We start from the raw sequence: 14,335 nt of genomic DNA, 5'->3' as shown, positions 1-14,335 counted from the left end.
CCATGTTCTGGACCAGGACTGGCGAGAGCAAGGAAGGCGTGGCGGCCTTCTTCGAGAAGCGGAAGCCCGGCTTCCGTGGGCGGGCGTCCACCATGCCCGACTTCTATGACGACATGGTGGCGGGACCGGGTTCCGGTTCCCGTGCACGGCCTACGAAATCGGGTGAGTCCGGCGGTGGCCACGCGTGTCGGTTCTGTACCGGTGTTCGGCACGTTCCACCTATATAGCTGGCGTCACTTACTCGTATGGTGGATGTGACCGGGAGCACACTTTCTCGTGCTGCTGGCAAGTCCATTACTGAGGGTCCGCACGAACCGCGTGCCGCACACAAGGAGCCGAGCGTTTCGGGCAAAGAAGCCGAGCGTTTCGGGCAAGTCCTGGCGGTGTGCCATTTCGCACTCACCCATCATCCAGAAGAAGGAGCACATCATGCCGTTGTGGCAGCTGTTCACCCCGGAGAATGCCTACACCCCTGAAGAAAAGGCTGATCTGGCCGACAAGATCACCAACATCTACTCATCTGACTGGTCGCGGGAGAATCTCGGCTTCGTGCTGCCGCGGTTCTACACCTCGGTGGTCTTCCACGAGATCAAGGCGGACGACTTCTACGTCGGCGGTGAGTCGCGCAGCAACTTCATCCAGATCGAGGTCGTCCACATTGCCCGTACGAACGAGGGGGCCGCCGCCCTTGCGGGCATCACTGTCGAGGAGATCCTCCGGCGGTACTTCGAGAACGTCAACGATTTTCTCAAGCCGTACACGGCTGACCGCGGCTACGAGGTGGAGTTCCACGTCGAAGCCGCGCCGTTCGAAACCTGGCAAATCGACGGTATGGTTCCGCCGGTGCCTCACTCAGAGGCAGAGCAGCGCTGGTACAAGGAAAACCGGAGCTCGCCGTACGTCGCCGGGAACCCGAGCGAGGACATGCGAATGTCGCCTGCATGAAAGGCACCCTCGCATCAACCTAAACCTTGAGGCGGGGTGCGTGCAGCGGCGCGGCACGCACCCCGTTCCACCTACCCACCATTCGTAACGTTTACTGACAAGGAGACTCCGATGCGCGAAGACATCGAGTTCGACGCTGAGGGCACTACCCTGCGCGGCTGGTTCTACAAGGCAGAGGGTGTGTCCGGCCAGGCGCCGTGCATCGTCATGTCGCACGGCTTCTCGTGCACCAAGGAGATGGGTCTGGAGCCCTTCGCCGAGGCGTTCAGCGCCGCCGGCCTTTCCTGCGTGGTCTACGACAACCGGGGGCTCGGCGCCTCAGATGCTGCTCCAGGCAAGCCGCGGCTGGAGATCGACCCGTGGGACCAGATCCACGACTACCAGCACGCGATCACCTACGCGCAGGGGCGGCCCGATGTTGACGCCTCGCGGATCGGGGTGTGGGGTTCCAGCTACTCGGGCGGCAACGCGTTCGTGGTCGCGGCGATCGACCGGCGTGTGAAAGCCGTGTGCGGCCAGGTGCCGGCTGTCGCGGGACGGCGCACCTTCGAAGCGAACGTTCCCAAGGAGTTCTGGCAGGCGGCGTGGGACGGGCAGGCAGCCGATCGCCTCGCGCGAGCGCGTGGTGAGGCGCCCGCGATGATCCCCGTGGTCACCGCGGACCCCACGCAGCTGGCAGTCCTGCCGACGCCCGATGCCTACGCGTTCTTCTCGGCCTACGAGGGGACTGCGTGGCGCAATGAGGTGACGCTGCGCTCGACGGAGCTGGGCTACGAGGCGGGCGAGTTCCTCAAGTTCGTCGCTCCCACGCCGCTGCTGATGGTGATCGCCAAGGACGATAACGTCGTGACCCCGGGCGAGTGGTCCGAGGAGGCGTACGACACCGCGGCGGAGCCCAAGCGTCTCGTGTGGATCCCGGGCGGTCACTTCGACGCGTACACCGGTGAAGCGTTCGAGATCTCGTCGAGTGCCGCGCGTGAGTTCTTTTTCGAGCACCTGTCCCATAAGGTCCCGGACTCGGCACTGGTCTGAGACACGATCCGCCAGGGCGGACCTGACGACACCCAAGGGCTGGCCCAGTGACTCACGCACACACGGTGCGAGGAGTGCTGGGTCGGCTGTCATCCAGAAACTACGTATACAAGGAGAACACCCGCACATGAGCACACTTGCAGGAGACCTGGCGCACGCGTTGGGCAATGTTGCCGCGATGCAGGAGCTGTACGCCGACGACATCACTTGGACGCTGCCCGTGACACTCGGTCGCATCGGCGGCACCCACGAGGGCAAGGAGGCTGTGGTCGCGTTGAACAAGATGTCCTTCGGGGCGTACGACCGGGCGGCTGGCACAGACGTAGACATCCACGAGGAGTTCGAAGCCGAGGGCGGCAGGAGCGTTGCCCGCATCCGGGCGCGTTTGACCGTGCGGGCGACCGGCGAGGGCTATGAGAACGACTACGTGCTCCTCGTGCGGGGCCGCGAGGGCAAGATCGTCGAGGTCGTCGAGTACCTCGACACACTCAAGGTCATGGAGTACGAAGGATTGCGGAAGTTCCTGCCGGCGATTCCCGGAGTGGTCATCTCGTGATTGTGTCGAACCAGAGGTGGCGCGTCGCAGCGATGCCCAGTGAGCACCTCGAGACCTCGCATTTCGAGTTGGAGAGCGTGGATCTGTCGGAGGTGCCCGACGGACACATCCGGTGCCGCGTGCTGTGGATCTCCATCGACGCCGCCCAGCGTGCCTGGTTCCAGGGCGTCGCATATCGCAGCACCCTCCAGGTCGGCGACACGATGCCCGCGTTCGCCATCGGTCAGGTGGTCGAGAGCCGCAGCAAGGACTTCGCGGTCGGCGACTTCGTCACCGGCCACCTTGGGTGGCAGGACTATGCCGTCGTCGATGCGGACGACCTACACCCCTTCGTCCCCACGCGGAAGCTGTCGTACTACCTGAGCGTCCTGGGCATCACCGGCCTGACGGCGTACTTCGGCCTCCTCGCCGTCGGTGAGGCCAAGCCGGGGGACACCGTTGTCGTGTCTGGGGCTGCCGGCGCCACGGGCACGCTCGTGGGGCAGATCGCCAAGCTGCACGGCTGCCGGGTGATCGGCATCTGCGGCAGCAAGGAGAAGCAGGAGTGGCTCACCTCCGAGCTTGGGTTCGACGCGGCAGTGAACTATCGAGACGACGACTTCCGCAAGTCGTTGAAAGAGGCCTGCCCCGATGGCATTGACGTTTTCTTCGACAACGTCGGCGGCACGACGTTGGACAACGCTCTCAGCGTCATGGCCAACGGTGGCCGGGTGGTCTGCTGTGGGGTCGTGTCGCAGTACGACACGACAAACCCGGCGCGCGGTGCGCGCGGTGTGCCGGGAATTCTGATCGGCAAGAGCCTCACGATGAGCGGGTTCCTCTATACCGACTTCGCCGATCGCAACGACGAGGCCTACCACGCACTGCAAGGGTGGCTCGACGACGGCTCTCTGACGGTGACCGAGGACATCCTCGAGGGGCTCGAGAAGGCCCCAGAGGGCCTGATAGGCGTTCTCAACGGGACGAACGTCGGCAAGCGAATGATCCACGTAGCCGACCCGGTCTGAGGACATCACCACCACCGCGTCCGGAACGACAGCGGAAATCCAGTACGTTTCCCATTAATTAGGAAGGCTTTCCATGCCTGAAGCAGTCATCGTCTCCACCGCCCGTTCCCCGATCGGACGGGCCGGCAAGGGCTCTCTGAAGGACATCCGTCCCGACGACCTCGCGGTCCAGATGGTTCTCGCAGCCTTGGCGAAGGTGCCTGAGCTGGATGTGGCCGAGGTGGTCGATCTCATGCTCGGTGTGGGCCAGCCGGCGGGGGAGTCAGGCAACAACCTGGCCCGTGCGGTCGCGGTGCTGAGCGGGCTGGACCACGTGCCCGGAGTCACCGTCAACCGCTACTGCTCCAGCAGCCTGCAGACCACCCGCATGGCCTTCCACGCGATTAAGGCAGGCGAGGGGCACGCGTTCATCTCGACCGGGGTCGAGACGGTCAGCCGGTATGCGCACGGCTATGCCGACGCGCCGGAGGCACGGAACCCGGTCTTCGCCGGCGCGCAGGCGCTGACCGGGCGGCGGTCGGGCGATGGCGCCGAGACGTGGGTCGATCCGCGCACCGCCGGGAACCTGCCGGACCTCTACATTGCGATGGGCCAGACAGCCGAGAACGTCGCGCAGGTCCTGGGCATGTCGCGCCAGGAGCAGGACGAGTTCGCCGTGCGCAGCCAGAACCTGGCCTGTGAGCGCATCGAGCAGGGTTTCTGGGCGCGCGAGATCACGCCGGCGACGTTGCCCGACGGAACCGTGGTCTCGGCCGACGACGGTCCGCGGCCGGGGACGACGATCGAGGGGGTTAGTGGCCTCAAGCCGGTGTTCCGCCCCGACGGCACCGTGACGGCCGGCAACGCGTGTCCTCTTAACGACGGCGCTGCGGCAGTGATCGTCATGAGTGACACGAGGGCCAAGGAGCTGGGACTCACGCCCCTGGCGCGGATCGTCTCCACGGCGGTGACCGGCCTGTCGCCGGAAATCATGGGCCTCGGCCCGGTCGAGGCGATCCCGGCCGCGCTGCGCAACGCCGGCATGTCCCTGGCCGACATCGACCAGTTCGAGATCAACGAGGCATTCGCGGTCCAGGCACTCGGATCCGCCCAGCAGCTCGGCATCCCGCTGGAGAAGCTGAACGTCAACGGCGGCGCCATCGCGGTCGGCCACCCGTACGGCATGACGGGTGCCCGCATGACCTCCACCCTCATCAACTCGCTGCAATGGCACGACAAGCAGTACGGCGTCGAGTCGATGTGCATGGCCGGCGGCATGGGCATGGCGATGGTCATCGAGCGACTGAACTGAAAGGCACGGACATGAGCAAGCGTTTTGACGGAAAGACAGCCATCGTCACCGGAGCGAGCCGGGGCATCGGCCTGGCCATCGCCGAACGGCTGGTCGCTGAGGGCGCGCGTGTGGTCATCACCGCGCGGAAGAAGGAGGCTTTGGATGAGGCGGTCCTCGGGCTCGGTGGGCCCGGGAGTGCGCTGGGCGTCGCCGGCCGAGCCGACGACCCCGACCACCAGGCCGACGTCGTGCGGCAGACCATCGAGACATTCGGGAGCATCGACTTCCTGGTCAACAACACCGGGATCAACCCGGTATACGGGCCGATCGTGGACCTCGATCTGGCCGCCGCCCGCAAGATCGTTGAGGTCAATTGCATCGCCGCGGTCGCGTGGGTCCAGCAGGTCTACCGGGCCTGGATGAAGGAGCACGGCGGCGCGATCGTTAACGTGTCGTCCCTGTCGGCCATCCGCACGGCGCCGGGCATCGGCTTCTACGGCGCGAGCAAGGCGATGCTCAACTCGCTCACCGAGCTCATGGCCGTCGAACTGGGTCCGGACATCCGGGTCAACGGTGTCGCGCCGGGCGTCGTGAAGACCCGCTTCGCCTCCAAGCTGTTCGAGGGTCGGGAGGACGAGGTCACCGAGGGGTACCCGATGAACCGCCTGGGTGTGCCGGAGGACATCGGCGGCATCGTCGCCCACCTGCTCTCCGACGATGCCGGGTGGCTCACGGGCCAGACTGTCGTCGTCGACGGCGGGCTCAGCCTCACCACAGCGGGGGAGTGAGTCAGTCGGTGCGGCACATTGATGCGATTCTCTTCGACTACGGTGGCGTGCTCACCACGTCCGTGAAGCTGTCGATCGACAGCTGGCTGGCTGCGGACTCGATCGTGCCGGAGACGTTCTCCCAGGTACTGCGCGCATGGATGTCGCGCGACGCAGAGACCGGAACGCCGGTCCACCGGTTGGAGACCGGTGAGTTGAGCATCGCTGAATTCGAGATGTTGCTGGCCGCCGAGCTGCGGAGCGTTGACGGCGCCGCCGTCGTGCCCGAGGGCATGCTGGGCCGGCTGTTCGCCACGATGCGGCCCGATCCCGTGATGTTCACGCTCGCCGAGGAGCTGCGAGAGGCAGGGCTCGCGGTCGGTCTGCTGTCCAACAGCTGGGGCAACACCTATCCCCGCGCGCGGATCGACGCGCTGATGGACCCGGTTGTGATCTCTGGCGAGGTGGGCCTGCGCAAGCCTGACCCCGCGATCTACGAGCTGGCCCTCGAACGACTTGGTCTTCCCGCCGATCGCGTCCTGTTCATCGACGACGCCGAGCCCAACGTCCTTGGTGCTCGGGCCTCGGGCCTGCGGGCCCTGCTTCACGTGGACCATCTGTCGACCCGCGCCGCTCTCGCCGAGCTGGTGCGCGACCCCAATCCCTATCCCCAAGGAGTCACCGCATGACCACCACCACGACCCGCACCGCCATCGTGACCGGAGCCGCACGCGGCATCGGCGCAGGAGTCGCCAAGCGCCTTGCCGCAGACGGCCTTGCCGTCGCCGTCCTCGACCTGGACGAAGCTGCGTGCCAGGCCGCCGTGGCCGAGATCGAGGCCGCCGGCGGCCGAGCGATCGCGGTCGGCGCCGACGTCGCCGACGAGGAGGCGGTCAAGGCCGCCGTCGACAAGGTCGTCGCCGGGCTAGGCGAGCCGACCGTGCTAGTCAACAACGCAGGCATCATCCGCGACAACCTGCTGTTCAAGATGTCCACCGCGGACTGGGACGCCGTGATCGGCGTCCACCTGCGGGGTGCCTTCCTGATGACCCGCGCAGTGCAGCAATACATGACCGAGGCGGGATGGGGCCGCATCGTGAACCTGTCCAGCACATCTGCGCTCGGCAACCGCGGCCAGGCCAACTACGCCGCCGCCAAGGCCGGGATCCAGGGCTTCACCAAGACGCTCGCGATCGAGCTTGGCAAGTACGGCGTGACCGCCAACGCCATCGCCCCGGGATTCATCGAGACCGAGATGACGGTGGCCACCGCGGAGCGCATGGGCATGACGTTCGACGAGTTCGCGGCGTTCGTGGTCAAGGATATCCCGGTCGGTCGTGGGGGACGACCCGCCGACATCGCTCATGCCGTGTCGTTCTTCACAGGCGAGGACGCAGGCTTCGTGTCCGGTCAGGTGCTATACGTCGCGGGTGGGCCGAAGGCATGAGGGTCTTCGACGGCATCGCCGATCTCGAGACCGCGGTGGGCACGCACCTCGGCTACTCTGACTGGCACACGATCGATCAGGCGCAGATCGACGCGTTCGCTACCGCCACGGGCGACCATCAGTGGATCCACGTCGACCCCGTGCAGGCGGCCGAGGGCCCCTTCGGTGGCACGATTGCCCACGGATTCCTTGTTCTGAGCCTGACGTCGATGCTCTGCTGGCAGGTCTACACGGTCGACGGGGTCTCGATGACCGTCAACTACGGCTCGGACAAGCTCCGCTTCACGTCTCCCGTGCCGGTGGACTCCCGTGTGCGCGCTGGCGTTGAGCTGACGGCTGTCGAAGCCAGCTCGGCGGGCTTCAAGGTCTCCACCCGCGTGACGTTGGAGCGCGAGGGCGGCGACAAGCCAGCGTGCGTGGCGGACGTGCTCTCGGTCGTGGTGGCGTGATGACCGAGATGAAGAGTCTTCCCGGCATCGACCTCGAAGCGCTCGGCGCATGGTTCGCGGCCGAGATCCCCGGCGCCGGTCCACGACTTCGGGGTTCGCTCATCGCCGGGGGACGGTCCAACCTGACCTACGCCATGACCGACGGGGTGCATGAGTGGATCGTCCGCCGACCGCCGCTCGGGCACGTGCTGACCAGCGCTCACGACATGGCCCGCGAGTTTCGCGTCATGTCGGCCCTCCAGGGCACCGAGGTGCCAGTCCCCAAGACGTTTGCGATGTGCACGGACGCTTCCGTGCTCGGTGCCGACTTTTACGTCATGGAGCGCTGTGCCGGCACGCCCTACCGCCATGCCGCAGAGGTCGAACCGCTCGGGCCTGAACGAACTCGGGCGATCTCCGAGCATCTGGTCGACACGCTGGCGACGTTGCACGCCGTCGACCCGGCTTCTGTCGGACTCGCCGACTTTGGTCGTCCGGACGGCTTCCTCGGTCGTCAGGTTGTCTTGTGGAAGAAGCAGCTCGACGCGTCGTACACGCGGGACCTGCCGATGGCTGACGAGCTGTACCGACGATTGGCGGACTCCGTGCCGTTCGAGTCGGCCGTCGGGATCGTGCATGGCGACTACCGTCTGGACAACCTGCTCGTCGATGACTCCGACGAGGTGACGGCGGTCCTCGACTGGGAGATGGCCACGTTGGGCGACCCGCTCACCGACCTTGCGCTGATGCTGGTGTACGCCGGCCTCGGCGCCTCGGGCATTGACGACGTCAGTGACGTGTCCACCGCGCTTGGCTTCCTCGACGCGGGTGAGGTAGTCGAGCGTTACTCCCGTGGCAGCGAGCGTGACCTCTCGGGCTTCGGGTTCTATATGGGCCTCGCGACCTTCAAGCTTGTCGCGATCATCGAGGGCATCCACTACCGGCACCTCCACGGCCAGACCGTCGGGTCAGGCTACGACGACGTCGGTGACCTGATCCAGCCGTTGCTGGACGCCGGTCTTGATGCGATGAAGGAGATGAATTGATGGACATCGGGCAGCAGGTAGAAGCCTTCTCAGCCAGCACGGCCCCCCACAGTGGAGCAGCTGCTGGTATTTCTGCTACCCGGTTCGTGGCCGGGCTCGCCCGGACGATATTGTGACGGATTTATACATGAGTTCTCGTAATGACGGCACAGATGCGCTCTGTGCCGACGATTGAAAGATGGAAGGGTAGGCACACATGCAGGCAACCAGCACCGCCAATGCTGCCACTGGCGAAGCATTCGAACGCGCGCTGCAAGCGCAGACGGTGTGTGAGGCATTTCAGATCACCGCGGCCGCCCGGGCGGGGCAGGTTGCACTGCGCACCCCCGACGGCAGCGTCTCGGTGACCTACGGCACCCTCGCCGAGCGGGTGCGCCGAATCGCGGCCGGTCTCGCGGCCCTGGGTGTCCGACGTGGTGACACCGTAGGCATCATGCTGACAAACCGGCCTGAGTTCCACATCGTCGACCTCGCCGTGATGCACTTGGGCGCTGTCGCCTTCTCGGTATACAACACGTCGGCACCGGCCCAGATCGCATACATGTTCGCGGACGCCGGGAACAAGATTGTCATCACCGAGACGGACTTTGTCGAGCGTATCGAGGCGGTGCGCGACGACGGCATCCCGATCGATCGCATCATCGTGGTCGACGGCGAGCCGAACGGCACCCTCGGCCTCGACCAGCTGGAGAAGCTCGGCGATCCTGACTTCGACTTGGAGGCGGCGTGGTCGACGATCACCCCCGATGACCTCCTCACGTTGATCTACACATCCGGCACGACGGGCTCGCCCAAGGGGGTAGAGCTCTCGCACGGCAACATGATGAGCGAGATCCGCGGCTTGCAGCGGGCGTTGCCGGTAACGCCGGGCGGTCGCACAGTGTCGTTCCTGCCCGCCGCGCACATCGGTGACCGATGGAGCGGGCACTACTCGCCGCTGGCCGCCTGGGGATTCACTGTCACGTGCTGCGCGGACCCCCGGGCACTCATGGACGTCGTGAAGCAGGTGCGCCCGACGATGTTCCTGCTCGTCCCGCGCATATGGGAGAAGGCGAAGGCCGCCTTGGAGGTCCAGATCGAGACGGATCCCGGCATCAGTGGCACGCTCATGCGATGGGCCATCGGCACCGGGATCGAGAACGCTCGGGTGGTCCAGGCGGGCAAGACTGCCCGCCCCGCTCTCGCGCTGAAGGCGAAGATCGCCTCGAAGATCATCGGCTCGAAGATCCGCGAGGAGCTCGGCCTCGACCAGGCCGCGTGGTTCCTCACCGGATCGGCACCGACGCCGCCCGATGTGTTCCAGTTCTTCGCCGCCGCCAACATCCCAATCTGCGAGATCTGGGCGATGAGCGAGTCCTCGTGCCTTGCGACTGTCAACCCGCCGGAGGGCATCCGCGTCGGCACGGTCGGGGTCCCGATCCCCGGCGTTGAGGTCAAGGTCGCTGAGGACGGCGAGCTCCTCATTCGTGGAGGGACGGTCATGCAGGGCTACCGCAACAAGCCCGAGCAGACCGCTGAGGCTCTCGACGCAGACGGCTGGCTGCACACGGGCGACATCGGCGCGATCGACGCCGACGGCTACGTACGGCTTGTCGACCGCAAGAAAGAGATCATCATCAACTCGGCGGGCAAGAACATGTCGCCCGCCAACATCGAGACCTGGCTGAAGTCCTCCAGCCCTTTGATCGGCCAGGCGGTGTGCGTCGGAGACGGCAGACCTTACAACGTTGCGCTGTTCACGCTCGACCCTGATGGAGCGGCGGGGCGATCGATAGATGATCCCGACACGATCGCCGAGGTCGCGGCCGGTGTGGAGCGTGCGAACACGCAGTTGTCACGTGTCGAGCAGATCAAGAAGTTCAAGATCGTCGCCCAGGAGTGGCTGCCCGGCAGCGAGGAACTGACTCCCACGATGAAGATCAAGCGCAGGAGTATCATCTCGAAGTACGCCGAGCAGATCGACGAGCTCTACGCGCCGAGGTGAGCGTCCGCCTGAGCGTGGCTGGCCGGTCCCGAGGCGAGCGCCGCATCGATCAGGGTCTCGGCCGGCGTTCGGGCGGCACCCGAGGAGTCGCGATACAGGACCGCGGCCGCCGGTGCGCCGTCGAGCAGCGAGATCAGCTGGGCGGGCAGTCCCGACGGATCGGGACCGCCGGCCGCGGCCGCCAGCTCAGCGAGTTGCGTCCGCCACGACGCTCCTGGTAGGCAGCCCCCAACCCGTCCTTCGAGCCCACGTTGCTAAACAGCGACATGATCGGCGTGTGGGACGTCTCCATGATGCGATTGATGCCCAAGGCGCGGATGCCCTCATGGAAGAAGAAGCCGTCCGCGGCCTGTAGGAGGGGCTCCAGTGACGGCACGTCAGTGGGTCATGGCACCATCATAGCGAGCACTATCTCCCGGTTGACAGGACGATCGTTGCGACGACGCGTCCCGCCGCGCGTGGCGTGGGGCGCGGCCGAAACTAGCACAGGAGTGCGTTCCGACAGCGGCCACGCCCCACTCCGGTGGTCCACGCGCGCGTATCTGGTGGTCGCTCGTCAGACCAGTTCGCGAGGATCGTCGATCAGTGCGCCGACAGTGTAGGGCGAGCTCCGGATGTCATCGAGACTGTGCGGAATTGCATCGAAGTCGCCGCTGATGCCCACACAAGAGGCCGGAGTGTGTCCGTGCGGAACGACCGTCGCAGTCGCAGGTCCGCGGGTGTTCCTTCTAAAGGGCTGCCGGCGCGGTGGTGGCGGCGTTATCTGTGGTTCCGCCGAGAGTTGCCGATAATGCAGCTGCCCGGACGAGCAGGATGTCCCTGATCTCCTCGGCGCGTGATTGATCTGTCCGGCTGAGAGCTGCGATGACTCCGAGGGCGCCCATGAACCTATGGTGTACGCCGAAGACCGGAACCGCGATGGCAGCTGCCTGGGGGTTGCGTTCCCCCATGGAGATGTAGAACCCTGCCTGGCGGACGTTGTCGTAGAACTCTCCGGTGCCGGTGGTGTAGGCGGTGAGGATGTGACCTCCTGCGCCGCGGTCCAGGGGAAGTTCCGCGCCTTCATCCTGGTGGTGGCGCAGGGACTGGCGGGATTCGTGGCGGTAGAGGCAGATCCGGTGTTCGCCCTCGCGGATGTAGTAGGCCGCGGTTTCATCGACCTGCTCGGCGACGTCGGCCAGTACCGGGCGGACGTAGTCCGCGAGTTTAAAGCTGCGCTCGTAGAGGGAACCCAGCCGCCAGAGCGTGGCCCCGAGGCGGAACTGGCCCTCCGCGCTGCGAGTCAGGTAGCCGTTGCGCTGAAGCGACCCAGCAAGCCTCAGGATGGTGCTCCGGTACATGTCAGTTCGCTCTGCCAGCTGTGCGAGAGACAGGCTTTCAGAACCGTCGCTGAAGCAGTCCAACAGGGCCAACGCCCTTTCGACGGCTTCCACTCGTTGCTCGGCCATTTAGTCTCCTTTGCCCGTTCCGCCAGTGCGCGGACCGATCCTTCGATTGTAGGTGAGGGGTCTGAAGAGACTCCGACACTTGACGTGGCGCTGTGACGCCTCTTACACTTTCTATCAGACGCACTATCATTCTGCACAGCAGAAAGGTAGCTGTAAATTAGAGGTTACGACGCCGGGAGGCATCATGAGCAGCAGTTCAGAGATCGACGTTCTCGTTAGTGAGGTGGGGCCCCGTGACGGGTTGCAGAGCGTTGACCGCATCATGCCCACGACTGCAAAGAATGCCTGGATAGCGGCTCTGGCCGCTTCGGGCCTGCGTGAAATTGAAGTGGGTTCCTTTGTCTCTCCGAAAAGGCTGCCGCAGATGGCGGACGCGGCGCAGGTCGTAGCCCACGCGCTCACTCTGGATGGGCTGAATGTTCTGGCGCTCGTGCCCAATCTTCGCGGGGCGGAAGCCGCGATCGGAGCCGGCACTCACGCGCTGACGATGCCTGTTTCCGCTTCCAGACTCCACAGCATGGCCAATATCGGCAAGACGCCTGAAGAGGCGATCGAGGAGGTTGCCCGTGTTTGCGCTTACCGCGACACCATCGAAGGTCGCCGGGTCAGTGTTGAAGTGGGTCTGTCGACCGCCTTCGGCTGCACCATGGAAGGCCCGGTCTCCGAAGATTGGGTCTTGGAAATGGCGGTTCGTTGCGCCGAAGCCGGCGCCGACACCGTGGGACTCTCGGACACGACCGGCTACGCCAACCCTGAACAGGTGAAGCGGATGTTCACCCGGCTGCATGCCGAGCTCGGGACCAAGAGCGGAGGTGCGCACCTGCACAACACCCGGGGACAGGGCCTCGCTAACGTCGTCGCCGCACTCGAAGCCGGCGTCACGGTCTTCGACTCATCCCAGGGCGGCCTGGGCGGATGCCCGTATGCACCCGGCGCGAGCGGCAACATCGTCACTGAAGACCTCGTGTACATGCTCGAATCCATGGGGCTCCGAACCGGGGTGGACATTGAGCGCCTAATGAAGGCCCGGCCACTCATCCTCAAGGGTCTGCCTGGTGAGGCGCTGTACGGAAGCGTTCCCGACGCTGGCCTGCAAAAGGGCTTCACCTACGCCACCGCGGGGGTGCCAGCATGAACCGGCTGCCGCTCGAAGGCGTGAAGGTCATCGAGTTCTCCCATATGGTGATGGGTCCGGCGGCGGGCCTGGTCATGGCCGACCTGGGCGCCGACGTCATCAAAATTGAACCGGTCGGCGACGGCGACAAGACGCGCCGGCTTCCCGGCTCAGGGGCCGGCTATTTCCCCATGTTCAACAGGAACAAGAAAAGCCTGGCCGTTGACCTTAAATCGGCCGAAGGCCTGGGCATGGTTCGCAAGCTCATTGCCGGCGCAGACGTGGTCACGGAAAACTTCCGAGGGGGTGTGATGGAGAAGCTGGGGCTGGGATTCGAGGAACTCCACCAAGACAACCCGGGCCTGGTCTACCTTTCGATGAAGGGCTTCCTCAAGGGTCCCTACGAGGACCGGGCGGCCATGGACGAAGTTGTGCAGATGATGGGCGGGCTCGCGTACATGACAGGACCTCCCGGCCAGCCGCTGCGCGCCGGAACCTCGGTCAACGACATCATGGGAGGCGTCTTCGGCGCCCTTGCCGTCGTCGCCGCCCTGTACGAACGGGGCCAGACCGGGAAAGGCCAACTGGTCCGCAGCTCCCTGTTCGAGAACAACGTCTTCCTCGTCGGGCAGCACATGGCCCAATACGGGGTCACTGGCAACGCAGCCCGGCCGATGCCCGTCCGGCTCTCCGCCTGGGCCGTCTACGAAGTCTTCGACACGGCCGATGACGAAAAGATCTTCATCGGCGTGGTCAGCGACACCCAGTGGACGGCCTTCTGCAAAGCCTTTGATCTGGCCGACCTCGGAGCCTCCGAGGAGTACCGCAGCAACGCCGGGCGGGTCGCTGGCCGGGACAACCTGATCCCGGCCATCCGGGCGAAAATCGCCACGATGACGCGGGACGAGGCGGCAGTACGCTGCGAGGACGCAGTTCTTCCGTTCGCACCCATCAACCGTCCTGAGCAGCTCTTCGATGATCCGCAGCTTGCTGTTCCGGGTGCCATGACTCCCGTAACCCTGGCCAACGGTCAGCGACTGCCCCTTCCGGCTCTACCGATGGAATTCGACGGTGAACGCCTCGGACTCAGGCTCGACCTCCCCCGTGCCGGCGAACACAGCGGATCCATCGCAGAATCACTGGGATACCCACCGGAACAGATCGACCAGATGTTCGAAGACGGCATCATCTCCTCCGACGGCGCAGCCGTCCTCAGCCCCTCCCACGGCTGAACCCTGCCCCACCACTCCGCGTTCGCGGACATCACCGAGCATCGTTGCCAAAGGGG

General features: G+C 65.3%; 14 protein-coding genes. 13 read left to right on the top strand and 1 reads right to left on the bottom strand.

Translation table 11 applies throughout. The annotated features are described in order from the left end of the window. Positions 1-429 precede the first annotated feature (429 nt). The 11 genes from J2X42_RS09055 (at position 430) to J2X42_RS09005 (ending at position 10,485) form a co-directional block, all read left to right on the top strand. On the top strand, positions 430-945 hold the full coding sequence (locus J2X42_RS09055; protein WP_310164399.1) for a tautomerase family protein: 516 nt from the start codon (positions 430-432) through the stop codon (positions 943-945). A gap of 111 nt (positions 946-1,056) precedes the next feature. Next, positions 1,057-1,977, top strand: coding sequence for an alpha/beta hydrolase (locus J2X42_RS09050; RefSeq protein WP_310164398.1), 921 nt, complete (start codon positions 1,057-1,059; stop codon positions 1,975-1,977). Between the two features lie 127 nt (positions 1,978-2,104). Then, the gene (locus J2X42_RS09045; protein ID WP_310164397.1) at positions 2,105-2,533 is read left to right on the top strand and encodes a nuclear transport factor 2 family protein; all 429 of its coding nucleotides are present in this window, start codon (positions 2,105-2,107) and stop codon (positions 2,531-2,533) included. Continuing rightward, complete coding sequence (locus J2X42_RS09040; RefSeq protein ID WP_310164396.1) at positions 2,530-3,540, top strand: NADP-dependent oxidoreductase; 1,011 nt, start codon at positions 2,530-2,532, stop codon at positions 3,538-3,540. Before J2X42_RS09045 ends, J2X42_RS09040 begins: the two co-directional genes overlap by 4 nt. Before the next feature lie 73 nt (positions 3,541-3,613). Beyond that, positions 3,614-4,831 (top strand): acetyl-CoA C-acetyltransferase, encoded by a 1,218-nt coding sequence (locus J2X42_RS09035; RefSeq protein WP_310164395.1) that lies wholly within the window; start codon positions 3,614-3,616, stop codon positions 4,829-4,831. Positions 4,832-4,842: 11 nt separating this feature from the next. Further along, the gene (locus tag J2X42_RS09030; protein ID WP_310164393.1) at positions 4,843-5,601 is read left to right on the top strand and encodes an SDR family oxidoreductase; all 759 of its coding nucleotides are present in this window, start codon (positions 4,843-4,845) and stop codon (positions 5,599-5,601) included. Next, entirely contained in the window at positions 5,598-6,269 is a 672-nt protein-coding gene (locus J2X42_RS09025; protein WP_310164392.1) for an HAD family phosphatase, read from the top strand. Before J2X42_RS09030 ends, J2X42_RS09025 begins: the two co-directional genes overlap by 4 nt. Next, positions 6,266-7,027, top strand: coding sequence for an SDR family oxidoreductase (locus J2X42_RS09020; RefSeq protein WP_310164390.1), 762 nt, complete (start codon positions 6,266-6,268; stop codon positions 7,025-7,027). Before J2X42_RS09025 ends, J2X42_RS09020 begins: the two co-directional genes overlap by 4 nt. Continuing rightward, entirely contained in the window at positions 7,024-7,476 is a 453-nt protein-coding gene (locus J2X42_RS09015; RefSeq protein ID WP_310164389.1) for a MaoC family dehydratase, read from the top strand. The genes J2X42_RS09020 and J2X42_RS09015 overlap by 4 nt, the downstream gene beginning before the upstream one ends. Further along, positions 7,476-8,501, top strand: a complete 1,026-nt coding sequence (locus tag J2X42_RS09010) for a phosphotransferase family protein (RefSeq protein WP_310164387.1) — start codon at positions 7,476-7,478, stop codon at positions 8,499-8,501. The genes J2X42_RS09015 and J2X42_RS09010 overlap by 1 nt, the downstream gene beginning before the upstream one ends. A gap of 196 nt (positions 8,502-8,697) precedes the next feature. Beyond that, on the top strand, positions 8,698-10,485 hold the full coding sequence (locus J2X42_RS09005; RefSeq protein ID WP_310164384.1) for a long-chain fatty acid--CoA ligase: 1,788 nt from the start codon (positions 8,698-8,700) through the stop codon (positions 10,483-10,485). Between the two features lie 728 nt (positions 10,486-11,213). On the opposite strand, the gene J2X42_RS09000 is transcribed toward J2X42_RS09005, so the two are convergent. Continuing rightward, a complete protein-coding gene (locus tag J2X42_RS09000) occupies positions 11,214-11,933 on the bottom strand; it encodes an IclR family transcriptional regulator (RefSeq protein ID WP_310164382.1) in 720 nt (239 codons plus the stop codon). A 184-nt stretch (positions 11,934-12,117) separates the two neighbouring features. Here J2X42_RS09000 and J2X42_RS08995 point away from each other — a divergent pair, with 184 nt between their 5' ends. Both J2X42_RS08995 and J2X42_RS08990 read left to right on the top strand, forming a co-directional pair. Next, positions 12,118-13,068, top strand: a complete 951-nt coding sequence (locus tag J2X42_RS08995) for a hydroxymethylglutaryl-CoA lyase (RefSeq protein ID WP_310164380.1) — start codon at positions 12,118-12,120, stop codon at positions 13,066-13,068. After that, positions 13,065-14,279, top strand: coding sequence for a CaiB/BaiF CoA-transferase family protein (locus J2X42_RS08990; protein WP_310164378.1), 1,215 nt, complete (start codon positions 13,065-13,067; stop codon positions 14,277-14,279). The genes J2X42_RS08995 and J2X42_RS08990 overlap by 4 nt, the downstream gene beginning before the upstream one ends. Positions 14,280-14,335 lie beyond the last annotated feature (56 nt).

This window comes from Arthrobacter sp. BE255, assembly GCF_031457335.1.
Taxonomy (GTDB): Bacteria; Actinomycetota; Actinomycetes; order Actinomycetales; family Micrococcaceae; genus Arthrobacter.
This window is presented reverse-complemented; position numbering and strand designations above follow the sequence as displayed.